This window comes from Sphingomonas sp. SKA58 (assembly GCF_000153545.1).
Lineage (GTDB): Bacteria > Pseudomonadota > Alphaproteobacteria > Sphingomonadales > Sphingomonadaceae > Sphingobium > Sphingobium soli.
The window spans coordinates 1241446-1263520 of the sequence record NZ_CH959306.1 but is presented as its reverse complement, the minus strand read 5'-3'; the positions used below and the strand labels follow the sequence as shown (position 1 = coordinate 1263520).

The window sequence follows — 22075 nt, the reverse complement described above, 5'->3', positions numbered from 1 at the left end:
GTGTCTCCGTTCTTGAAAAATGTCAGATGCGCGCCGGCGGACAATCCGGCGGCGGGATGATCCGCGCCTTACCAATCGGCGCGGATCAAGGCAACTCGATATAAAGTTTTCTTTATGTAGCGTAGCGATGGCGAATCATGCCAGTCCGGCCCCGCCGACGAGATGCGTGGAATCGACGCCCGATGCAGCAAAGATCGCAGCCCATTTGCGTCGTGCAGGTGTGTTGAACAGCAGGTCGGCATTACCAGGGGCCAAGAACCAGCTTTCGCCGGTCATTTCCTCCTCAAGCTGCCCCGCGCCCCAGCCGGCATAACCCAGCGCCACAAGATAGCGGCTGGGTCCACGCTGTTCGGCGATCGCCTTCAATATGTCCAGCGACCCCGACAGGCCCCATTGGTCATTGACCTGCATCATGTCCTGTCCGGCCCAATCGAGCGAATGGAGCACGAAACCCCGTCGCGGCTCCACCGGGCCGCCGCGCAGCACTGGCGTATCGGGCACCTTGCTGGCGTCAATATCGAAGCTTTCCAGCAATTCGCGGAGGCCCAGCCCCTCCATTTCGTCGCTTACCGCGATCCCGAGCGCACCGTCCGCGTCATGCACGCACAGCGCCAGCACCGAATGATCGAACCGCTGATCCTGCATGCCGGGGAGGGCGAGCAAGAAATTGCCGCCATAAAATTGGGCCTGATCCATGATCTGAATATAGAAGGCTTACCATGCTTGCCAAGGACAGTCGGGCCGGCGCTCGGGGCGCCCTGTCATATTCGTGCATCCGCGCCTTGACATCCCGCTGGTCGCAACCGACCTCCCGGCGCGTAGATAGGCAGGAGACACAGCATGACGATTTCCAAGGGTGAACGCATTCCCAGCACCACCTTCACCAAGATGACGGAAAACGGCCCAGAGCCGGTATCGTCGGATGACTATTTTAGCGGCAAGACCGTCGCCATCTTCTCGGTGCCTGGCGCCTTCACGCCCACATGCTCCGCCAAGCATCTGCCTGGCTTCATCGAAAAGGCCGATGCGCTCAAGGCCAAGGGCGTGGACGAAATCGCCTGCACCGCCGTCAATGACGCTTTTGTCATGGGGGCCTGGGGCAAATCGGCCGGCGCCGATGAAAAGGTGACCATGCTCGCCGACGGCAATGGCGATTTCGCCAAGGCCGTGGGTCTGACCATGGATGGTAGCAAGTTCGGCCTGGGGACGCGGGGCCAGCGCTTCTCGATGATCGTCAAGGACGGCGTCGTCGAAGACCTCAATGTCGAAGAGCCTGGTGATTTCAAGGTATCTTCGGCTGAATATATGCTCGAAAAGCTCTGATCCTCCGCACCGCGCGCCAGCTTTCACAAGACTGGCGCGCGGTCTTCCTTCCGTCATCGAAAGGCGGTAACGGGAGGCGATGACTCAGAGCATCGGCAAAGCCACGGTCGGGCAAATCGACCAGATCTACCAGACCGCCATTGAAACGCTGCGCGAAGCGATGCGCGCTTATGCCCGCGATGGCAGCGTGCCGCCCCCAGAAGCCCGCGACGACCGCCGCTTTTGCTATCCTGAACTGCGCATCACCTATCGGCGCGACAGCGACGTGCCGCCACTTGGTCGATCCTTCGCGCGCCTGTCGAAACCGGGCCGCTATGTGACCACGATCACGCGGCCAACCATGTTTTCGGATTATCTCGCTGAGCAGATCGACCTGCTTGTGCGGGATTATGGGGTAGAGGTCGACGTCGGGCCCAGTAACCAGCAAATCCCCTTCCCCTATGTGCTCGACGGGCTGGACATCAATGCGCTGGATGGAACGCCGCCAACGGAACTGGCGCGACACTTCCCCGCAACCGAACTGGCGGAGATTGGTGACGAAATTGCCGATGGCCTGTTTATGCCGGATGTGGATGGCGACAGGCCCCTCGCCTTGTTCGACGGCCTGCGAACCGACTTTTCACTGGCACGGCTGAAACATTATACCGGCACGCCGGCCGAGCATGTGCAGCGTTACATCCTCTTCACCAACTATCATCGCTATGTCGATGAATTCGTTGCGTGGGCCTGTGGCGAGTTGCAACGCGAAGGCAGCCGTTTCACTGGCCTGTCCGGCGCGGGCGGCGTCTATGTCACGAACGAAACCGCCAACCCCCATGCCGCCATTGCGGAAGGTGCATGGCGCAAGCACCAGATGCCCGCCTATCATCTGATGGCGCCCGATCGCAGCGGCATCACACTGGTGAACATCGGCGTCGGGCCGGCCAATGCCAAGACGATTTGCGACCATCTGGCGGTTGTGCGCCCGGAAGCCTGGCTGATGATCGGCCATTGCGGCGGGCTGCGACCGAGCCAGCGGATCGGCGACTATGTGCTGGCCCACGCCTATCTGCGCGATGACAAGGTGCTGGACGCGATGCTGCCGCCAGAAATTCCCGTGCCCGCCATTGCCGAAGTTCAGGTCGCCATGGCGACTGCGGCCGAAACGGTACTAGGCGGCAACGATCCGGAGGATTTCAAGCGTCGCCTGCGCACCGGGACTGTGGTTACGACCGATGATCGTAACTGGGAATTGCGCTATTCGCATTCGGCGCTGCGGTTCAGCCTGTCGCGCGCTGTTGGAATCGACATGGAATCGGCCACGATCGCCGCTCAAGGCTATCGCTTCCGCGTGCCCTATGGCACGTTGCTGTGCGTTTCGGACAAGCCCATTCACGGCGAACTTAAGCTGCCCGGCCAGGCCAATCGCTTTTATGAGGAAGCGATAGCCGGGCATTTGCGCGTCGGTATCATGACATGCGAATTATTGCGGCAGCAGGGCGCGAAACTGCACAGTCGCAAGCTGCGGGCATTCAACGAACCGCCCTTCCGCTGACAGGTGGATCATGCAGCGCCGGCGATGCTGACTCGGTTCTTGCCCAGCTTCTTCGCGCTATAGAGCGCCTCATCGGCGCGGTGAACCATATCTTCGAGCGTCAAGTCTTCGGGAAGCAAGGCGGCGACGCCGAAACTGGCGCGTAGCGTGCTTTCGGGCACCTTCGGCAGGGAAAGATGCGCAACTTCCAGGCGCACGCGCTCCATCACGTCGGCCGCCGCCTGGGCGTCGCTATCCTGTAGCAGCAGGCCGAACTCGTCGCCGCCCATCCGCCCGACGATATCACCGCGACGCACCGCCAGGATCAGCAACTGCGCAAAGCCCTTGAGCGCGTGATCGCCGGCAATATGGCCGTGATTGTCATTGAGCGCCTTGAAGCCATCAAGATCGCAAATCACGAGTGACAAGGGGCGGCCGTGGCGACGGGCCTGGGCAATGGCCTGCGACGCGGCCTCTTCCAGTCCGCGACGATTGAGCACTTCCGTCAGCGGATCGTGACGCATCTGGCTGCGCAACTGCTGGGCCAGGTCGCCCGCAACCACCAGCACGGCGGAAACCGCCGTGCCGACATATATGGTCGGCATGCCAAGGCTCAGGATGTTGCGATACAGGTCCTTCCCTTCGCTCGCACTGCGAATGAAAGTGGCCGATACAGCCAGCGCCAACTGGCAAAGCGCGAACAGAATGAGAAAGGCGAAAAACGCCTTTTCCGGAGGCGTCATCGCCCGGTCGATCGGCCAGAGCGATGCGGCGCTGACGAGCAGCAACAGCCCGACATATGTTGGTATGATCATGCCCTGAAGGACCTGATTGCCAAAAAAGCCGATCGCCACCGCTATCATTACGCAGACGATTGCCGCTGGTGCGGCAAAAGCCATGATGTTGACGCGTCGGCTGGATCTTTGACGAATGCCGATCGCCAATAGCGAAGCACTGACGACCAGCGCTGTTCCGGTCACGATGAACATCGCGGCGCTTTGCAGGAAAAACCCCGCGGCGTTCGCCAGCCATTGCAGGACGCCGACCGCATAGGACGCGGTCCATGTCAGGACATGCCTCTGCCTGCCGAAATGTGCGAAGGCGATCGCCAAGGCGATCGTCATCACAACGGCAGTTCCGAACAGCAGCGAAAGAAGGATAGCCGGCCCACTCATGAACCGGCCGTTTACCAACTTTTATTGAGCGTTACCAGCCACAAGACCTACCTTTATTCTGTTCGATCAACCACTTCTGCAATGGTGCGAAATAATTGACCAACGCCTTGCCGGACATTTCCCGCTTGCCCGTGAACGCCTGAAGCGCGTCGGGCCATGGCTTTGACGCCCCCATTTCCAGCATGGCATTCAGTTTTTCGCCAACCTGCTTGTTGCCGTAGAAGGAACAGCGGTGCAGCGGGCCTTTCCATCCGGCCTGGCGGCATGCGGCTTCGTAGAACTGGAATTGCAGCACGCGGGCCAAGAAATAACGGGTGTAAGGCGTATTGCCCGGAATGTGATATTTGCCGCCCGGATCGAACTTCGTCTCGTCGCGCGGAACCGGCGGCACAATGCCCTGATATTGCAGGCGCAGGTCGTTCCAGCCCTTTTCATACTGATCCTGCGGAATAGACCCATCGAAAACGCCCCAACGCCATTTGTCGATAAGCAGGCCAAAGGGCAGGAAGGCGACCTTGTCCATCGCCTGGCGTAGCAGCAGCCCCAGATCCTTGTCCGACCCCGGCACCTTGGCGGGATCGAGCAGGCCGATCTTCACCAGATAATCGGGCGTGATCGACAGGGCGATGAAGTCGCCGATCGCTTCATGGAAACCGTCATTGGCGCCGTCGAGGTAGAGCGGTTTCTGAATCTGATAAGCGCGTTGATAATAATTATGCCCCAGTTCGTGATGGATGGTGACGAAATCGTCGCCATTCACCTTGGTGCACATCTTGATGCGGATGTCGTCCTTATTGTCGAGATCCCAGGCCGAGGCATGGCATACGACTTCACGGTCGCGCGGCTTTACGATCTGCGAGCGTTCCCAGAATGTCTGGGGCAGCGGATCGAAGCCGAGGGAACTGTAAAACCCCTCACCCGCCTTGACCATCTTCACCGGGTCATAGCCCTTCGTGGTCAGCAATTCGGTGACGTCGTAACCCAGATCACCGGCGCCCGCGGGCGCGACGATATCATAGATATTCCCCCATTCCTGCGCCCACATATTGCCCAGCAAATCGGCGCGGATCGGACCGGTCGCTGGCTGAACGGCATCACCATATTTTTCGTTGAGCTTGGTGCGGGTATAGCAATGAAGCTCGTCATAGAGCGGCTTGACCTCGGCCCAGATCTTGTCGGTCAGCTTGGCGAAGTCATCGGCTGGCATGTCATATTTGGAACGCCACATGGCGCCTGTATCGGCAAAACCCAGTTCCTTGGACCCTGCATTGGCGATGCCGACGAGTTTGACATAATCGTCGCGCATGGGTGCACCGACATTGTCATGCCAGCTGACCCACATTTCCTTGAGTTCCTGGGGATTGCGGTTGACCCCCATCTGCTCTTCTATGTCGCTGCCGTTGATCGGCTGGCCCTTGAGCGTCCCTTTACCCTTGCCATAAGCCGACTGAAGCTTTGTCGCGAGTTCGTTCAGTTCCTCGGCTGCGCCAGCAGTGGTGGGCGCCGGCAGCGTCAACGCGGTCTGCAGCAGGTTGAGCCGCCGTCTGGTTTCGGCTGACAGGCCCGGCGCTGTGGCATATTTAGCCGCTTCCAAAGCGAAATCGACGCGCTGTTTCGTATCGATTGCGCCGAAATAGGATGCGATCGCGTCAGTGTCGTCGGTGATATAGGTTGCATTGATCCATGCGGCCCGACCGCTGATGATCGACTGGTCGAACAGCGCCTTTTCCGCTTTCCTCAGAAAGGCTTCCGCTTCGGCTGCGGTCGGCGCAGCGGCAGGCGCGGCCTGCGCCATCACCGGCGTGGCAACAAGAGCGGCCGCAAGTGCGGCCAGCGAAATCGCGATTTTCATGGATAGTCCCCTGAACGTTATGCCCGGAGACTGACTTGCTCCACCGACACAGTCAAGCGGTGAGGAAATCCACCATCGCCTGCCCCAGCTCCTTGCGCGTCACAGCGTTCATATGATTGCCGGGCACTTCGAAATAATGCCCGTCGCGCAATATGTCCGCCAATTCATGGGCGCTCCCGTTGCTATCGTCATCCGCTCCGCAGATGACAGCCGCCCGCTGCGGAAAATTGGCGATGACGTCGGCCGGCGTATCGACAAAGGTGTTGAGAATGTGCAGCAGCGCGACCGGATCGCCCTTGGTCGTCTTTAAAAAGGCTTCGGTCATCCACTCTGACGTGCCGCGCGCGAAGGTACCGAGGTTGGTGAGCACATTGGTATAATAGCCGCCATTGTCGAGCGTCTGGGTAAGGCCGCGCAGGCCCATGCCGCTCAGTATCACGCGGCGGGGCGTCGCGCCGCGCGCCAGCATCCGCACAGTCGTCCGCGCGCCCAGCGAATAGCCGCCAAGATCATAGTCGGTCAGGTCCAGTTGCTCGATCAAACCCAGATTGTCGTCCGTCAGTGCGTCTGCGGGATAGGCGGCGGCGTCATGCGGCTTGGCGCTTTCCCCGTGCCCGCGCAGGTCGGGCAGGATCAGGCGAAATCCCGCCTCTACGAGCTTCGCGGCATGGCCATAGCGGATCCAATTGGTCCAGGCGTTGGAGAAATAACCGTGGATCAGCACCAGGTCCCGCCCCTGCCCCACCATATGCACGGCGATCGGCAGGCCATCGAACCCTTTGACATCACGGCGTTCGATCAGCAGGTCGGTCATCATCGCTGTTCCTTATTCGGCAAATCCAACTTGCCGATATGGGGTCGGTGGCCCTGGCGCAACAGCAGGATGAGTGTCAGCGCCGCGCCGGCCTGAGCGATGCCCATGTCTTTTTGCGCATCCCAGGGATCGCCTTGCTGGCCGTTATAATAGTCTGCCGTGTTGCCCGCCACAAACACGGTAAGAAGCCATTCGAAGATTTCGTAGAGCGCGCTGCCAAGCCCGATCGCGGCAAAGGCGAAGGCAAGGCTCCAGCGGTGCGACATCCCACCATGGCGAAGCGCGACTTGCGCCAATGGCATCATCAGCAACGCGCCGAACGCGCAATGCACGAGGCGATCGAACCCATTGCGGCGCAGGCCCATAAAGCTGGAAATGTCATGACCGGTCAGCATCCGCGCCCAGTCATCATAGGGCACATAGCTGTAAATCCAGCGCGCAGCGAAAGTGTGCAGCAACAGGAAGAGCCAGACGCAGCCAACGGCCCGATCAGAAAGGGGCCAGCGACGCACGAGTCCCGGGGCTACGAGCGCGAGAACAAGCGTCGGACCATGCTGGAGCGGAGCAAGTTCGGGAAAGGGCTGCCTTACATTGGCGAGCGCGATGGCCGCCAGCAACAGCAGGATCATCCCGCGTTGCGGGCGCGGCACATCGCGCCACGCCCTGCCAACGCCGGAAACCATAGGGCATTCAGCCCTTTTTGAGGTGACGCCGACCCAGCAGTTCGGCGATCTGCACGGCGTTCAGCGCCGCGCCCTTGCGCAGATTATCGCTGACGCACCAGATGTTCAGGCCGTTTTCGACGGTCGAATCCTCCCGCACGCGGCTGATGAAGGTCGCATAGTCGCCAACGCATTCGACCGGGGTGACGTATCCGCCATCTTCCCGCTTGTCCACGAGCATGATGCCCGGCGCTTCGCGCAGGATATCCTGCGCTTCCTTGGCCGAAATCTCCTTCTCAAACTCGATATTGAGCGCTTCGCTGTGGCCAACGAACACCGGCACGCGCACGCATGTCGCCGTGACCTTGACCTTGGGGTCGAGGATCTTCTTGGTTTCCGCGACCATCTTCCATTCTTCCTTGGTCGACCCATCGTCCAGGAACACGTCGATATGCGGGATCACGTTGAAGGCGATCTGTTTGGTGAACTTCTTGGGCTCGGCGCTATCGCCCACAAAGATGTTGCGGCTCTGCTCGAACAGCTCGTCCATTCCCGCCTTTCCGGCGCCCGATACCGATTGGTAGGTGGCGACGACGACGCGCTTGATCGTCGCGGCGTCATGCAGAGGCTTGAGGGCCACGACCATCTGCGCGGTCGAGCAGTTGGGATTGGCGATGATGTTCTTCTTCGTATAGCCGTCGACCGCTTCCGGGTTCACCTCGGGCACGACCAGGGGCACGTCCGGGTCCATGCGATAGAGTGAGCTATTGTCGATCACGACGCAGCCCGCGGCCGCCGCCTTGGGCGCATATTCGGCCGTTGGACCGGACCCCGCGGCGAACAGGGCGATGTCCCATCCGGTGAAGTCGAAATGTTCGATATTCTTGCATTTGAGCATCTTGCCGGTTTCACCGAATTCGATTTCGGTGCCGTGCGACCTGGGGGATGCGACCGCCGCGATCTCGTCAATCGGGAACTCTCGCTCAGAGAGAATGGTCAGCATTTCGCGGCCCACATTCCCGGTGGCTCCGACGACGACGACCTTGTAACCCATGACTGAAAACTCCACTCCGATGCACATATTGCGGTGGGGGCGGCATAACGATACTGGGGCGTTTGTCCAGAAAGAAGGGCTTTTCGATCCCATAGCGCGCTCCCGCCACGGCATAGTCGGCGGCCCCCTTTCCCCTTTGTCACCGGAATATCAGTTGATGTCGTCCCGTTCGTTGCCGCCTCTGCCCCAGCGCTGGTTCCACAGTTTCGAATTTCCCGATGGAGAGCGGGTCGAAGGCATAAAGCCGCTCGCATCCCTCCGCGAGGAGGCGGACCAGATTTTCAATCAACCGCTTGCAGGTCGGCGCATATTGGACATTGGCGCATGGGACGGATTTTTCTCCTTTGAAGCCGAAAGACGCGGCGCGGCCGAGGTACTGGCCACCGATCATTTCTGCTGGTCCGGCCAGGGCTGGGGCGACAAGCGGGGCTTCGACCACGCCCATGCGCGCTTCGGATCCAGGGTAAGGTCGCTCGACCTCGACGTGGCTCAGCATCGGGTCGAGGAACTGGGCCATTTCGACACCGTGCTGCTGCTCGGTGTGCTCTATCACGTCACCGACCCCTATCGCATCCTGGAAGCCGCCGCCGCGATGAGCCGGGATCATCTGGTGCTGGAAACGGTCACGGCGCTGCGTCATGAACCAGTGCCGGCGATGCGTTTGTTCACCGAACTGGAGCTGGACAGGGACCCCACCAACTTCTGGGCGCCCAACATATTGGCGCTGCGCGAAATGTGCCGCCGCTTTGGCTATACGCGTTTCGCGGTCATGCCCGAAGCGCTCGATAACCGGGGGTGGCGCAAATGGGCCATGCCTTTCCGCCGCAAGGACCGCTATCGCCGGGCGGTGTTTCACGCCTGGCGATAGCGCAATCGCCTATTCGCGTTTCGGGCCGCCGGCATGGTCTGCCAGGAAATTCTCAATCGTGCGCCACAGATGCACGCTGATGCCCGGCCCGCCGACGCGATGCGTCTGCCCTGGATAGGCCATCATCTCGAACGGCACCGCCGCGCCCTGCATCTTCGCCATCAGCGCGGTGGCATTGTCGAACACGACATTGTCATCGGACATGCCGTGGATCAGCAATAGCGGATCGCTGATCTTGACCGACTCTTCGACCGCGCCGGCAGCCGGATAGGCGCTTGGCTTGTCCTGGGGTTTCCCCAGATAGCGCTCGGTATAGTGGGTGTCGTACAACTGCCACTTCGTCACCGGGGCGCCTGCCACAGCGGCGGCAAATATCCCTGGCGCCTTTTCCAGTAATTTGAGCGACATATAGCCGCCATAGGACCAGCCATAGGTGGCGATCCGGTCAGCATCGACGAAGGGCTGACTTTTCAGCCATTCGACGCCCTTCAACTGATCCTCCACCTCGACCGTGCCCATCGCACGATAGAGATGATCCTCGAACGCCTTGCCGCGATCGGGCGTGCCACGATTGTCGATGGCAAAGACAATCCAGCCACGATCGACCAGATACTGGTTGAGCGCGCCCGACCAGCTATTCGTCACCTGCCGGCCAGCACCGGGGCCGCCATAATGGATCATGAAGACCGGATAGCGCTTGCCCGGCTCCAGCGGCGGCGTCAGCATCTTGGTATAGAGCGTCGTGCCATCCTTCGCTTTCACCGTTCCAAAGCGTGTCTTCACGTGACTTGCGACATAGGGCGCGTAGGGGTGATCCCCGGTCAATGCGTTCTGCGACAACCATTGCAATTGCTTTCCGTCGCTATCGGCCAGATAGACCTGCTTGGGCTGATCCGTGTTCTGACGCGACACCACGACCCGGCTTGCCGCATCGTCCATGACGGCGTCATTCCACCATCCTGCGCTGGTCAACAGTCGCGCTGGGCTCGGCGTGGCGAGGGAGGCCACATAGAGCTGCTGCTCAAGCGGAGTTTCGCGGTTGCCCGTGAAGTAGACAAGGCCCTTGTCCTCATCCACGCCGACGACGTCGCGCACTTCCCAATCGCCATTGGTGAGCGCGGTCCATTTTTTCCCGGCAACGCGATACAGATGGCCATGGCCCGAACGTTCCGACCACCACAAAAAGCTGCCGTCACGTAAAGGATGGAAATTATTGGACAGGTTGATCCAGCTTTTCGCCTCTTCGGTCAGCACGATCCGTGCCTTGCCGGTCATCGGGTCCACCGCAAGCAGATCGAGCCGCTTCTGGTCCCGGCTTTCCCTCTGGACAAAGAGCGTGCGGCCGTCCTTGGACCAGTCCACCCGCGCAAGATAAACATCCTTGTTCGGCCCAAGATCGACCTGGACCTGCCCCGAACCGTCAGGCTTCATGACGAACAGGTCCACAATGGCGTTGGGCGTGCCGGCGGCGGGATAGCGTTGTTGATAGACCGTGGTGCCTTCGCCGCCGATCGCCGTGCGAGTGACGATCCCGACCGGGCTTTCATCCACGCGGGCGACCGCGATCATCTTATCGTCGGGGGACCACCAATAGCCGGTGCGGCGATCCATTTCTTCCTGCGCGACGAATTCGGCAACGCCCCAGTTGACCGTTTCACTCGCGCCTTGGGTCACCTGCCGCTCTGCGCCTCCGATAGGCTGGACGAACAGATTGCCGTCACGGACGAACGAGACGAACCCGCCTTTGGGGCTGACCACGCCATTGAGTTCCCCGCCGGGCGTATCGGTCAGCCGCTTCACCTTGCCATCCAGCGCGGCGAGATACAGGTCGCCATCGACGGGAACCAGGATCGTTTTCCCGTCGGGCGACCAGTCATAACTGGTGATGCCGGTGCTTCCCGCAACAGAGCGGTCCCGCTCTTGCTGCATCTTTTCCGCTTCGCTCAAGGCCGCGCCGCTACCGGTCTTCTTGGAATCGACCAGCATTCGCTCCGCCCCGGTACGGGTGTCGATGGCCCAAAGATCGAGCCGCTCCTTTTCGTCCGCGCGCGGCTTCAACAATGTGACCAGCGTGCCATCGGGCGAAAGCTTGAGCGCGCGGGGCTGAGGGCCGGCAAGATCCGGACTGGCGAAAACGCGTTCCAATGTCAGTTTGCGGCTATCGGCCGCATGGGCCGGCGCGCTCTGGATGGCGATCAATGCGCCAAGGACCGCGCCGAATTGCAGATAAGGGGGCATGAGGATCCTTTCCGATTGGCGCGCAAACGCACCGCTTCAAGGCGCTGGCTTAGCGCTTGGGACAAGAAAAGATCAATGCCGGGAAATATCCTGTCCAGCCATCATCGCCGGGATGATGGTGGGCGCGACAGGGATTGAACCTGTGACCCCACCCGTGTGAAGGGTGTGCTCTACCGCTGAGCTACGCGCCCCCTGAAAGGAGGAGGCGGCCTTTGACACCGGCGACGGGCCCTGTCAACCGCTTCGCGCCCATCGGTAGTAAAATGGCTCTGGTGAATGCCAGTTGACCGCCCTGCCGCATCCGTGCCGCCCTTTCGAGCGGCGCCGGAGACATTATCCCGCAAATGCCATATCTATTGCAGGTTGCGATTGATGGCGGCCAAGTGTCTGGTCAATTTGACGCCGTCGCAATTCGCTTCACCACAATCGCACACATCGATCGTGTAGCGTATGCCACACATGACCAGCACATCCTCATCAAAGCTGTAGTTGGATATCCCCGCGCGCTCGACCTTTTCCATGGCCCTGGCCTTGAGAGTCATCCATGTCGCTCCTGTCGAAACCGATAGCTGATCATTTGTTGTGCGCTGCACAATGTCAATTGACCCAGTTTGGTTCCGGCACAGCTTTGAAATATATCTGTCGTATTAATGACACAGCCTACGGCGCAACGCCGTCTCTTGCGCGGTTCTTCCTCGCGTCCCATATCGCGCGGCATGAACGATCAACCTCGCGCATCTTCCATGCCGGTCTGGCACGGCACCACCATCATGTCCGTTCGAAAAAATGGCAAAGTCGTCGTGGCCGGCGACGGTCAGGTGTCCATGGGCCAGACCGTGATGAAACCCAACGCCCGCAAGGTCCGCCGCCTGCATGATGGCAGCGTGATTGGCGGCTTTGCCGGTGCTACCGCCGATGCTTTCACCCTGTTCGAACGGCTGGAGGCGAAGCTGGAGCGCCACAATGGCCAGCTCATGCGCGCCGCCGTTGAACTGGCCAAGGATTGGCGCACCGACAAATATCTGCGCAACCTGGAGGCGATGATGATCGTCGCCGACAAGGATGTAACTCTGATCCTGACAGGGAATGGCGACGTCCTCGAACCATTGAATGGCGTCGCAGCGATCGGGTCGGGGGGTAATTTCGCGCTCGCGGCGGCCCGGGCGCTGATGGACTATGAACAGGACGCTGAAGCACTGGCGCGCAAGGCCATGGCCGTCGCTGCCGACATCTGCGTCTACACCAATGACCAATTGACGATCGAAACGCTCGACAGCGTCGCCTGACCTCCAGTTTCCCAAGAAGAGATTATGAACGACAATCTTACGCCCAAAGCCATCGTCGCTGCGTTGGACGCGCACATCATCGGACAGCAGATGCCAAGCGCGCCGTCGCCGTTGCGCTGCGCAACCGCTGGCGCCGCCAGCATCTGTCCGCCGATCTGCGCGACGAGGTGACGCCCAAAACATCCTGATGATCGGCCCAACGGGGTGCGGCAGACCGAAATTAGCCGCCGTCTGGCAAAACTCGCCGACGCTCCGTTCGTGAAGGTGGAGGCAACCAAGTTTACCGAAGTCGGCTATGTCGGCCGGGACGTAGAGCAGATTGTCCGCGACCTGGTCGAGGAAGCGGTGCGTCTGGAAAAGGATCGCCGCCGTGAGGCCGTGCGCGAAGCGGCGTCCGAAGCCGCGATGGCGCGGCTGCTCGATGCGTTGACCGGCAAGGAAGCAAGTGAGGCTACGCGCCTGTCGTTCCGCCAGAAGATAGAGAATGACCAGATGAACGAGGTCGAGGTGGAGGTGGACGTCGCCGACAGCCCGTCCATGCCCATGGAGATACCCGGTATGGGCGGTCAGGTCGGCATGATCAACCTGTCCGACATGATGTCCAAGGCGTTCGGGCAGACCCAGAAGAAGCGGCGCAAAATGCGTGTTGCCGATGCCTGGGACAAGCTGGTCGAGGAAGAGCAGGACAAAAGGCTGGATCAGGACGACGTCGCCCGCGTCGCCATCAGCAGCGCTGAACAAAATGGCATCGTGTTCCTGGACGAAATCGACAAGATCGCGGTCAGCGATGTGCGAGGCGGATCGGTCAGCCGCGAAGGCGTGCAGCGCGATCTGCTGCCGCTCATCGAAGGGACGACCGTAGCCACCAAATATGGCCCGCTCAAGACCGATCACATCCTCTTCATAGCATCCGGCGCGTTCCACGTTGCCAAGCCCAGCGATCTGCTCCCTGAATTGCAGGGCCGGCTACCGATCCGTGTTGAATTGAAGGCGCTGACCGAAGAGGATTTCGTCGCCATCCTGTCCGACACCAAGGCAAGCCTGGTCGCGCAATATCGCGCGCTGCTGGCAACCGAGGAGGTGACGATCGACCTGACGCCCGAGGGCATTCGCGCCGTCGCGAAGATTGCCGCAGAGGTGAATAGCGAGGTCGAGAATATCGGTGCCCGCCGCCTTCAGACGGTGATGGAAAAGCTGCTGGAAGATGTCAGCTTCGATGCGGAGGATCGGCGCGGCGAAACGCTGGTGATCGACGCCGCCTATGTCGAAAAGCAACTAAGCGCGGTGGCGCGCGACACCGACCTTAGCAAATATGTGCTGTAACGAAGGTCATGCTGGCGAAGTCGAGACGCATGTTTCGATTTCGCCAGCGATCGCTAAACTTTAGTAGGAGCGGCCTACAAGTACGCGCTCGACCGCAGCGCCGCCGGTGAAGATGCACACGCCGTTGGCCGCCGCCGCATCGTTCGGGACATTGCGTAGCGTCAGCTTTTCGCCCTTAAGCCATTGAACGACCTTTTCCAGTTCAGCGCCGGTAGGCTTGGCCCACTGCACCAGCGCCCATCCCGGCTTCTTGCTGGCCGTGAAATAGGCTTTCAACGCATCGATGTCTGCGATCGTCTCATCAATGGCCCCGTCCAGTCGCGCCTTGGCATCTGCAAAGAGAGCGGCCTGAACCTCTTCCAGCATCGACGCCGCGCTCCCGACCAGATCATCCTTGGCGACGATCCGGCTGTCCAGCTTGCCGTCCTCGCGGTACAGGCGGTCGCGGCGGATGACGGATACATTACCGCCCGCCACGTCGCGGCTACCGACCTCGATCACGATCGGCGCCCCCTTCTTGACCCAGCCCCAGCGCTTGGTCGCGGCCTTCGCGGGCCGTTTGTCGAGCAGCGCGCGCACCGGTTCGCGGAATGCGTCCAGCTGGTTCAGACGATGAACCAGATTCGTGCAATATTCGACAATCGCCGCGTCCTCCTCCGTGTCGCGCAGCATCGGCACGATCACGATCTGATAAGGCGCGACGCGCGGCGGGACACGCAGGCCGTCATCATCGCCATGCGTCATGATAAGGCCCCCGATCATACGGGTGGAAACGCCCCAGCTGGTCGTCTGCGCCAGTTCCTGCTGCCCTTCGGCATTCTGGAACTTGATATTCTGCGCCTGGCTGAAGGTCGTGCCCAGAAAATGTGAGGTGCCTGCCTGCAGCGCCTTGCCATCCTGCATCATCGCTTCGATCGAATAGGTGGCGACTGCGCCGGGAAAACGCTCATTCTCCGGCTTTTCGCCGGCGATCACCGGCATCGCCACGCACTCTTCGGCAAAGGCGCGATAGACTTCCAGCATCTTGAGTGTTTCGTCCATGGCTTCACCGACCGTCGCGTGCGCGGTATGCCCTTCCTGCCACAGAAACTCAGCGGTGCGCAGGAACATGCGCGTGCGCATTTCCCAGCGCACGACATTGGCCCATTGGTTGATCAGCACGGGCAGATCGCGCCAGCTCTGCACCCAGCGGCTGAACGCCGCGCCGATGACCGTCTCCGATGTGGGACGCACGACCAGCGGCTCTTCCAGCTTTGCTTCGGGATCCGGCACCAGCTTGCCGTCCTGCTGAATCAGCCGGTGATGGGTGACGACCGCCATTTCCTTGGCAAAGCCGTCGACATGCTCGGCTTCCTTTTCGAAGTAGGACAGCGGGATGAACAGCGGGAAATAGCAATTTTCATGGCCGGTCGCCTTGATCTGCTCATCGAGCAGCTTCTGCATCCGCTCCCAGATGCCATAGCCCCAGGGGCGGATTACCATGCAGCCGCGCACACCGCTTTCCTCCGCCATGTCGGCTTCGGCGATGACAGCCTGGTACCAGGCGGCGAAATCCTGTTCGCGGGAAACGGAAAGAGCGTGCTTCACGATGGCTGGCCTTGGCTGGTCGATTGAGAGAATGGCGCGCCATAGGCCAGACGCGCCATCCCTGTCGACCCTTTGCCGACGCGGTCAGCTCAGCTTGTCGATCTTGGCATTGAGCGCGGAGAGCTGCGCCTTGAGTTCAGCGATCTCGTCGTCCTTCGCGCCTTCCGATACGCTGCCCGGCGTCGGCTGCGCACCCGGCATCGTCCCGGGCATTCCCGGTACGCCGTTGCCAAAAGCGCTGGCGGCTGCTTCGAACATCTGCATGTTGCGTTTGGCGATCTCCGCCAGCGGGCCACCGCCGAACGCGCCCTTCATCGCTTCCTGGAATTGCTGCTGATTCTTGCGGAACGCATCCATCGACGCTTCCAGATATTGCGGAACCATCGACTGCATCGAATCGCCATACATGGCGATCAACTGGCGAAGGAAGTTGACCGGCAGCATGTTCTTGCCGCGTTGTTCCTCTTCCATGATGATCTGTGTCAGCACATTATGCGTGATATCCTCGCCGGTCTTGGCGTCGACCACGACAAATTCCCGCCCTTCCCGCGTCATCTGCGACAACAGGTCCAAGGTGATGTAACTGGATGTTTCGGTGTTATAGAGCCGCCTGTTGGCGTACTTCTTGATGACGACCGGTTCCGAACTATTGGCGGCCTTTGATTTGGACATGGATACCTCTCCCACACCTGCGAATGCCGCAATAGCACAGGGCGTTGCCGCACCGCAACATGGCCCCCGGCCTTTGCCCCTTTTTCTCAATATTTTATGGCGCGAGACAGAGGGTGATCCAGACCTTCGCAAGCGCGCGCTTGCGGGACTGCGCAAATATCAGAACGCCGATCGGCCGCCAGTGCGTAATGCGGGGCGGCCTGTTGCCCACGCCGGATCGGCGCGCTTGCTGCAATATGGCGCACAAAGCGATCGTTTTCCGGTGGTCTTCATTCCTTCGCTGATCAATCCTCCGCATGTGCTCGATCTATCGGAACGCCGATCCTTGCTGCGCCACATGGTCGCAGCAGGGCACGACGCCTATCTGGTCGATTGGGGGGCGCCCGACGGCGCGGATGCCTCGCTTGGCCTCGACGGGCATGTGACGGAACGCCTGCTCCCGCTGCTCGCCGCCCTGCCGCGCCCGCCAATTCTTGTTGGCTACTGCCTGGGTGGCAGCCTGGCATTGGGAGCGGCGGCGCTCGTCCCCACAGCGGCAGTCGCGACCATTGCGGCCCCGTGGCGCTTCAGTCATTTCCCCGCGGCCGATCTGGAATTGATCGCCTCACTATGGAGTGGCGCGAAAGCGATGTGCCAGCGGATCGGTTATGTGCCGATGGAGGTCTTGCAGTCAGGCTTCTGGGCGATGGACCCCGCGCGCACCATCCGCAAGTTCGCCGACTTCGCTGACGCCGAATCGGCTTCGGATGCTGAGCAGGCATTTCTGGCGGTCGAGGATTGGGCGAATGAGGGGCCACCGCTGACCTATGCTGCGGGACGCGACCTGTTCGAATCCTTCTATGCTGGCGATGCGCCGGGACGCGGGCAATGGCGCATAGGACATATGACGGTCGATCCCCAAGCCCTCACCTGTCCCACTTTGTCGATCCGATCCACTACCGACCGCATCGTGCCGGCGGCCGCCAGCCCGCACCTGCGGGAGGCGCGCAGCCTGTCGCTCGGCCATGTGGGGATGGTAGTCGGCAGCCGCGCCCCCGAACTGCTGTGGCAACCTTTGTCCCACTGGCTTTCCAGCCATGGCGGCTGATGCTATTGCGCCTGCGAAAACCCATCCACCATCAAAGAGGATAGAGGCCTTGTCAGACATCGTCATCACCGCCGCGAAGCGCACGCCTGTCGGCAGCTTTCTTGGCGCATTCAGCAGCACGCCGGCGCATGTCCTGGGCCAGACCGCGATTCAGGCCGCGCTGGAACAGGCGGGGGTTTCGGCCGAGGAGGTGGATGAAGTCATTCTGGGCCATGTCCTGACCGCAGGGCTGGGCCAAAATCCCGCCCGTCAGGCAGCGATCGCTGCCGGCATCCCGGTGGACCGTACCGCCTTCGCGATCAATCAGGTCTGCGGGTCAGGCCTGCGTGCCGTCGCGCTCGCAGCGCAGGCGATCGCGCTGGGCGACGCGCGCATCATGGTTGCGGGCGGTCAGGAAAATATGTCGCTCGCCCCGCACGCCCAGTTCCTGCGCGCCGGGCAGAAAATGGGCAATGTCAGCCTGATCGACACCATGATCGTCGATGGCCTGACCGATGCGTTCAACGGCTATCATATGGGCATTACGGCCGAGAATCTGGCCGAGAAATATCAGATCAGCCGCGAAGCGCAGGACGCATTCGCCGTGGCCAGCCAGAACAAGGCGTCGGCCGCGCGGTCCTCCGGTCGCTTCAAGGATGAAATCACGCCCGTGACGGTCAAGGGGCGCAAGGGCGACACGATCGTCGATACCGATGAATATATCCGCGATGGCGCGACGATCGAGGCGATGAGTGGCCTCAAACCCGCTTTCAAGAAGGACGGCTCGGTCACGGCAGGCAATGCCAGCGGCCTGAACGACGGCGCCGCCGCGCTGGTGCTGATGACGGCCGATGAGGCCGCCAAGCGCGGCGCGACGATCCTGGGCCGTATCGCAGGCTTTGCGACCTGCGGCGTCGATCCGTCGATCATGGGCATTGGCCCGGCTCCGGCCAGCCGCAAGGCGTTGTCCAAGGCGGGCTGGTCGGTCGCCGACCTCGACCTCATCGAAGCCAATGAGGCGTTCGCGGCACAGGCCCTGTCCGTCAGCCAGGAACTGGGCTTTGATCCTAACAAGGTCAATGTGAATGGCGGTGCAATCGCGATCGGCCATCCCATCGGCGCATCGGGCGCGCGGGTGCTGACGACCTTGCTCTATGAAATGGGCAAGCGCGACGCGAAAAAGGGCTTGGCCACGCTTTGCATCGGCGGCGGCATGGGCGTTGCCATGTGCATCGAACGCTGATCTGAAGTCGCATGATCGCAAAAGGCCGCCGGGCGAAACCTGGCGGCCTTTTTTTTCAAGATATTTTGGACCGCCGGCACCGCTCCGAACAATAAATGACGCTCTCCCAGTCCCGCGCCCATTTCTGGCGCCAGGCAAAGGGGCGTTGGCAGACCGGGCACGTCTTCGTCGGCAGATGCGCTTTGGCGACGCCCCGCGGCATCAAGCCCACAGCCGGTCATAACGTGCGCCAAGCCCTGTCAGAAGCTCATATTGCGACAGGCCCGACGCGGCCGAAGCGCGCGGCAGATCATAATCGATATCGACCCAGTCTCCTTCGGACAGGCCGGGCACGGCGCTGACATCGATCGCCGCCAGGTCCATCGACACCCGTCCCAGCACTGGCAGGCGAACGCCCGCCACGCTCGCCGCACCCGTGCCGGAAAAACCGCGCAGATACCCATCGGCATAGCCAAGGTTCAAAATGGCCACCTCATGATCCCGTTCTGCGGTGAAGGTCGCATTATAGCCGATGCTGTCCCCCGCGATCAGCCGACGCCGTTGCAATATCTGCGCCTGCGGCTGCACGACTTGGCGGATATGCCCGGCTGCCTTGGCATGAGGCACGCCGCCGTAAAGCGCGATTCCCGGCCGTGTCAGGTCGAACCGATAATCGGCGTTCAGGCAGATGCCTGCACTATTGGCCAGGCTATATCGTTCTGCCGGGACGCCAAGGGCAATCTGCACGAAGCGATCCCGTTGCACCGCGTTGAGCGCCACCTCTTCGTCGGCCGAAGCGAGATGGCTCATGACCGTTTCGATGGTCAGCCCGGCCAACATTCCAGCCGCATCGCCACGCCAGTCCAGTCCGAGCCGGTTCATGCCGGTATCCATCATGACGTCGCAGGACTTTTGTCCCGCATCGCGCCACCGCGCGACCTGCGCGGGAGCGCACAGAACGGGTTTCGCGCGCGACGCAACGGCGATAGCCATATCCTCGTCGCGCACGCCATGCAGCACGGACAGGCGCACCCCATCCGCCATCAATGGCTCAAGCGCCAGGGCCTCCCCCCAATTGGACACGAAAAAGTCGCGACAGCCCGCGCGCGTAAGGCGGCGCATGACCTCCTCCGCACCCAGCCCATAGCCATTGGCCTTGATGGCCGCGCCGCACGCCGCCGGGCCACTCATCCGCGCCAGCCAGCGCCAGTTGGACACCAGCGCGTCGCCATCCAGGCGCAGCCGAAGCGGAGCGATATAGCCATGCATCGCGACGCGGATAGCGGGCTGCGCCTTCGCCGTCGAGGGGGCAGGCCGGGCAATCCATGTCCGCTCAAACGACTCCTGCGTCGAGCCGTTTGCGACGCCTGGCCTATTCCAGTTCCAGGATCACCGCGTCCACCGGCAGGCTTTCGCCTTGCGCGGCCGACACGCTCTTGACCGTACCCGCCTTGCCTGCGCGCAGGATATTTTCCATCTTCATCGCTTCAATGACGGCAAGCGGCTGGCCGACCTCGACCTTGTCGCCTTCCTTGACGTTGAGCGCGACCAGCAGTCCGGGCATCGGGCAAATCAGATATTTTGAAAGATCCGGCGCAACCTTTTCCAGCATGTGCGCAGCATAGGGCGCAGCATGCGCGGGCAGGATGCGCAGGCGATGGCTTGCGCCATGCGCCGTCAGGACGAAACCGGACCGGGCCGATGCGATGCGGACCGCCAGCATCTTGTCGCCGAACTCCGCCTCGATCAATCGGTCGCCCGGCGTATATTCCAGCGCCATGTCGATGCTTTCGGCATCGACGGTGACATGGTCTCCATCGATCACGACATCGTGGACCGCATCGCCGATTTTCACCTGCCAGCCCGTGGGTGGGGACAACCGCTTGCCGAGTTGCCCTTCAATCCGGCGGGCGCGATCAGCCTGCGCCATCGCGGCGAAAGCGCCGATGGCCGACAATTGGCGCAGCAGTTCCGGAGACGCCGGGGCGCCCTTGAAGCCTTCGGGATATTCCTCGGCAATGAAGCCGGTGGTGATGTTGCCAGAACGGAAGCGCTCATGCTGCATCAATGCGGACACGAAATCGATATTATGCCCCGGCCCCTCGATCTCGAAGCGGTCGAGCGCCTCGATCTGCTTGTCGATGGCTTCGAGGCGCGTGGGCGCCCATGTCACCAGCTTGGCGATCATGGGATCGTAGAACATCGAGACTTCACCGCCTTCCGCAACGCCATCGTCGACGCGCACCTTCGCGCCGGTCTCGTCCGTGCCCTGCTCCGGCGGATTGTAACGGATCAGGCGGCCGGTCGAGGGAAGGAAACCGCGATAGGGATCTTCGGCATAGACGCGGTTCTCGATCGCCCAGCCGTTGATCTTCACGTCGGCCTGGCCGAAGGCGAGCTTTTCGCCATTGGCGACCCGGATCATCTGTTCGACAAGGTCGACGCCGGTGATTTCTTCGGTGACAGGGTGTTCGACCTGAAGCCGGGTGTTCATTTCCAGGAAGTAGAAGCCGTCGCCGGTCTTGTCCTCTCCCGACACGATCAGTTCGACCGTGCCCGCGCTGAAATAGCCGACGGCGCGGGCGAGCGCGACGCATTGCTCGCCCATCTTCTTGCGCATTTCGGGCGACACGAAGGGCGATGGCGCTTCCTCGACCACTTTCTGATGGCGGCGCTGGATCGAACATTCGCGCTCGTTCAGATAGACGATATTGCCATGCTGGTCGCCCAGCACCTGGATTTCGATGTGGCGCGGGCTTTCGATGAACTTCTCGATGAAGACGCGATCGTCACCGAAGGACGCCAGCCCTTCGCGCTTGGTCGCCTCGAATCCTTCGCGCACATCCTGCTCGCTATAGGCGAGCCGCATGCCTTTGCCCCCGCCGCCGGCCGAGGCCTTCATCATCACCGGATAGCCGATCTCGTTGGAGATTTTTACGGCATGGTCTGTGTCCTCAATGACGCCGACAAAGCCGGGGACGACGTTGACTCCCGCTTCCTTGGCCAGCTTCTTGGACTCGATCTTGTCGCCCATGGCCGCGATGGCATTGGCGGGAGGCCCGACGAAGATGATACCCTCCGCATCCAGCGCCTTGCGGAAGCTCTCGCGTTCCGAAAGAAAGCCATAGCCGGGATGGACGGCGTCGGCGCCGGTCGCCTTGCACGCTTCGATGATCTTGTCAGCCAGCAGATAGGATTGGGCGGCGGGCGACGGGCCGATATGCACGGCTTCGTCCGCCATCAGCACATGCGGCGCGCGCGCATCGGCATCGGAATAGACCGCGACGGTCGCAATGCCCATCTTCTTGGCCGTGCGCATGACACGGCACGCAATTTCGCCACGGTTCGCGATCAGGATCTTGGTGATTGCCATATCGTTCTAATCCTTGCCCTTATTCCTTAACCGGCGAATTACGAAGA

20 protein-coding genes and 1 tRNA gene are annotated in these 22075 nt (G+C 61.3%); 7 read left to right on the top strand and 14 right to left on the bottom strand.

From position 1 onward, the window contains the following. Window positions 1-135: 135 nt before the first annotated feature. The gene (locus tag SKA58_RS06650) at window positions 136-696 is read right to left on the bottom strand and encodes a YqgE/AlgH family protein (RefSeq protein WP_009821620.1); all 561 of its coding nucleotides are present in this window, start codon (window positions 694-696) and stop codon (window positions 136-138) included. 144 nt (window positions 697-840) lie between these two features. Between SKA58_RS06650 and SKA58_RS06645 the strand changes: the two genes are divergently transcribed. Both SKA58_RS06645 and SKA58_RS06640 read left to right on the top strand, forming a co-directional pair. Beyond that, window positions 841-1323, top strand: a complete 483-nt coding sequence (locus SKA58_RS06645) for a peroxiredoxin (RefSeq protein WP_009821619.1) — start codon at window positions 841-843, stop codon at window positions 1321-1323. A 79-nt stretch (window positions 1324-1402) separates the two neighbouring features. Further along, on the top strand, window positions 1403-2857 hold the full coding sequence (locus SKA58_RS06640) for an AMP nucleosidase (RefSeq protein ID WP_009821618.1): 1455 nt from the start codon (window positions 1403-1405) through the stop codon (window positions 2855-2857). Between the two features lie 8 nt (window positions 2858-2865). On the opposite strand, the gene SKA58_RS06635 is transcribed toward SKA58_RS06640, so the two are convergent. Genes SKA58_RS06635 through SKA58_RS06615 form a run of 5 tightly spaced genes read right to left on the bottom strand, consistent with a single transcriptional unit; the run spans window position 2866 to window position 8393 of the window. After that, the gene (locus tag SKA58_RS06635) at window positions 2866-4011 is read right to left on the bottom strand and encodes a GGDEF domain-containing protein (RefSeq protein ID WP_037542213.1); all 1146 of its coding nucleotides are present in this window, start codon (window positions 4009-4011) and stop codon (window positions 2866-2868) included. A gap of 31 nt (window positions 4012-4042) precedes the next feature. Then, window positions 4043-5863, bottom strand: coding sequence for a M2 family metallopeptidase (locus SKA58_RS06630; RefSeq protein ID WP_009821616.1), 1821 nt, complete (start codon window positions 5861-5863; stop codon window positions 4043-4045). 52 nt (window positions 5864-5915) lie between these two features. Next, entirely contained in the window at window positions 5916-6677 is a 762-nt protein-coding gene (locus SKA58_RS06625) for an alpha/beta fold hydrolase (protein ID WP_037542693.1), read from the bottom strand. Then, window positions 6677-7360: a DUF2238 domain-containing protein gene (locus SKA58_RS06620; RefSeq protein WP_037542211.1), complete on the bottom strand. Its 684-nt coding sequence runs from the start codon at window positions 7358-7360 to the stop codon at window positions 6677-6679. Before SKA58_RS06620 ends, SKA58_RS06625 begins: the two co-directional genes overlap by 1 nt. A gap of 7 nt (window positions 7361-7367) precedes the next feature. Further along, window positions 7368-8393, bottom strand: coding sequence for an aspartate-semialdehyde dehydrogenase (locus SKA58_RS06615; protein WP_009821613.1), 1026 nt, complete (start codon window positions 8391-8393; stop codon window positions 7368-7370). A 157-nt stretch (window positions 8394-8550) separates the two neighbouring features. Between SKA58_RS06615 and SKA58_RS06610 the strand changes: the two genes are divergently transcribed. Beyond that, window positions 8551-9261: a class I SAM-dependent methyltransferase gene (locus tag SKA58_RS06610; RefSeq protein WP_009821612.1), complete on the top strand. Its 711-nt coding sequence runs from the start codon at window positions 8551-8553 to the stop codon at window positions 9259-9261. Window positions 9262-9270: 9 nt separating this feature from the next. Here the strand turns inward: SKA58_RS06610 and SKA58_RS06605 are convergent, their stop codons facing one another. From SKA58_RS06605 to SKA58_RS06595, 3 genes are all read right to left on the bottom strand, one after another. Next, entirely contained in the window at window positions 9271-11499 is a 2229-nt protein-coding gene (locus tag SKA58_RS06605) for a S9 family peptidase (RefSeq protein ID WP_009821611.1), read from the bottom strand. Between the two features lie 116 nt (window positions 11500-11615). Next, a tRNA-Val gene (locus SKA58_RS06600) sits at window positions 11616-11690 on the bottom strand. 162 nt (window positions 11691-11852) lie between these two features. Then, on the bottom strand, window positions 11853-12041 hold the full coding sequence (locus SKA58_RS06595; protein ID WP_037542210.1) for a hypothetical protein: 189 nt from the start codon (window positions 12039-12041) through the stop codon (window positions 11853-11855). Between the two features lie 174 nt (window positions 12042-12215). On the opposite strand from SKA58_RS06595, the gene hslV reads away from it, so the two are divergent. Then, window positions 12216-12785: an ATP-dependent protease subunit HslV gene (gene hslV / locus SKA58_RS06590; RefSeq protein WP_037542208.1), complete on the top strand. Its 570-nt coding sequence runs from the start codon at window positions 12216-12218 to the stop codon at window positions 12783-12785. Window positions 12786-12989: 204 nt separating this feature from the next. Then, the gene (gene hslU / locus SKA58_RS06585) at window positions 12990-14108 is read left to right on the top strand and encodes an ATP-dependent protease ATPase subunit HslU (protein WP_009821607.1); all 1119 of its coding nucleotides are present in this window, start codon (window positions 12990-12992) and stop codon (window positions 14106-14108) included. A 60-nt stretch (window positions 14109-14168) separates the two neighbouring features. Here the strand turns inward: hslU and proS are convergent, their stop codons facing one another. Together proS and phaR are read right to left on the bottom strand one after the other, a co-directional pair. Continuing rightward, window positions 14169-15695 carry a proline--tRNA ligase gene (gene proS / locus SKA58_RS06580; RefSeq protein ID WP_009821606.1) on the bottom strand — a complete coding sequence of 509 codons (1527 nt, stop codon included), beginning with the start codon at window positions 15693-15695 and terminating at the stop codon, window positions 14169-14171. Window positions 15696-15779: 84 nt separating this feature from the next. After that, the gene (phaR, locus tag SKA58_RS06575) at window positions 15780-16367 is read right to left on the bottom strand and encodes a polyhydroxyalkanoate synthesis repressor PhaR (protein ID WP_009821605.1); all 588 of its coding nucleotides are present in this window, start codon (window positions 16365-16367) and stop codon (window positions 15780-15782) included. Between phaR and SKA58_RS06570 the strand changes: the two genes are divergently transcribed. Next, window positions 16366-17454 (top strand): alpha/beta hydrolase, encoded by a 1089-nt coding sequence (locus tag SKA58_RS06570; RefSeq protein WP_156784146.1) that lies wholly within the window; start codon window positions 16366-16368, stop codon window positions 17452-17454. The genes phaR and SKA58_RS06570 overlap by 2 nt on opposite strands. A 49-nt stretch (window positions 17455-17503) precedes the next feature. Beyond that, window positions 17504-18676, top strand: a complete 1173-nt coding sequence (locus SKA58_RS06565; RefSeq protein WP_037542203.1) for an acetyl-CoA C-acetyltransferase — start codon at window positions 17504-17506, stop codon at window positions 18674-18676. 55 nt (window positions 18677-18731) lie between these two features. On the opposite strand, the gene SKA58_RS19385 is transcribed toward SKA58_RS06565, so the two are convergent. The 3 genes from SKA58_RS19385 to SKA58_RS06555 all read right to left on the bottom strand — a co-directional run bounded on the left by SKA58_RS19385 (window position 18732) and on the right by SKA58_RS06555 (window position 22028). Further along, window positions 18732-18878 (bottom strand): DUF2256 domain-containing protein, encoded by a 147-nt coding sequence (locus tag SKA58_RS19385; protein WP_009821602.1) that lies wholly within the window; start codon window positions 18876-18878, stop codon window positions 18732-18734. After that, the gene (gene alr, locus SKA58_RS06560) at window positions 18878-19924 is read right to left on the bottom strand and encodes an alanine racemase (RefSeq protein WP_009821601.1); all 1047 of its coding nucleotides are present in this window, start codon (window positions 19922-19924) and stop codon (window positions 18878-18880) included. Before alr ends, SKA58_RS19385 begins: the two co-directional genes overlap by 1 nt. A gap of 103 nt (window positions 19925-20027) precedes the next feature. Then, window positions 20028-22028, bottom strand: a complete 2001-nt coding sequence (locus tag SKA58_RS06555) for an acetyl-CoA carboxylase biotin carboxylase subunit (RefSeq protein WP_009821600.1) — start codon at window positions 22026-22028, stop codon at window positions 20028-20030. Window positions 22029-22075: the final 47 nt, after the last annotated feature.

Coding starts and splice junctions, on each gene's coding strand:
- SKA58_RS19385 (WP_009821602.1), bottom strand. CDS start 18,878: ATGCCGCGGGGCGTCGCCAAAGCGCATCTGCCGACGAAGACGTGCCCG.
- SKA58_RS06555 (WP_009821600.1), bottom strand. CDS start 22,028: ATGGCAATCACCAAGATCCTGATCGCGAACCGTGGCGAAATTGCGTGC.
- SKA58_RS06605 (WP_009821611.1), bottom strand. CDS start 11,499: ATGCCCCCTTATCTGCAATTCGGCGCGGTCCTTGGCGCATTGATCGCC.
- SKA58_RS06570 (WP_156784146.1), top strand. CDS start 16,366: ATGGATACCTCTCCCACACCTGCGAATGCCGCAATAGCACAGGGCGTT.
- SKA58_RS06610 (WP_009821612.1), top strand. CDS start 8,551: ATGTCGTCCCGTTCGTTGCCGCCTCTGCCCCAGCGCTGGTTCCACAGT.
- alr (WP_009821601.1), bottom strand. CDS start 19,924: ATGCATGGCTATATCGCTCCGCTTCGGCTGCGCCTGGATGGCGACGCG.
- SKA58_RS06640 (WP_009821618.1), top strand. CDS start 1,403: ATGACTCAGAGCATCGGCAAAGCCACGGTCGGGCAAATCGACCAGATC.
- hslV (WP_037542208.1), top strand. CDS start 12,216: ATGAACGATCAACCTCGCGCATCTTCCATGCCGGTCTGGCACGGCACC.
- SKA58_RS06615 (WP_009821613.1), bottom strand. CDS start 8,393: ATGGGTTACAAGGTCGTCGTCGTCGGAGCCACCGGGAATGTGGGCCGC.
- phaR (WP_009821605.1), bottom strand. CDS start 16,367: ATGTCCAAATCAAAGGCCGCCAATAGTTCGGAACCGGTCGTCATCAAG.
- SKA58_RS06650 (WP_009821620.1), bottom strand. CDS start 696: ATGGATCAGGCCCAATTTTATGGCGGCAATTTCTTGCTCGCCCTCCCC.
- SKA58_RS06595 (WP_037542210.1), bottom strand. CDS start 12,041: ATGACTCTCAAGGCCAGGGCCATGGAAAAGGTCGAGCGCGCGGGGATA.
- SKA58_RS06635 (WP_037542213.1), bottom strand. CDS start 4,011: ATGAGTGGGCCGGCTATCCTTCTTTCGCTGCTGTTCGGAACTGCCGTT.
- SKA58_RS06645 (WP_009821619.1), top strand. CDS start 841: ATGACGATTTCCAAGGGTGAACGCATTCCCAGCACCACCTTCACCAAG.
- SKA58_RS06630 (WP_009821616.1), bottom strand. CDS start 5,863: ATGAAAATCGCGATTTCGCTGGCCGCACTTGCGGCCGCTCTTGTTGCC.
- SKA58_RS06625 (WP_037542693.1), bottom strand. CDS start 6,677: ATGACCGACCTGCTGATCGAACGCCGTGATGTCAAAGGGTTCGATGGC.
- SKA58_RS06620 (WP_037542211.1), bottom strand. CDS start 7,360: ATGGTTTCCGGCGTTGGCAGGGCGTGGCGCGATGTGCCGCGCCCGCAA.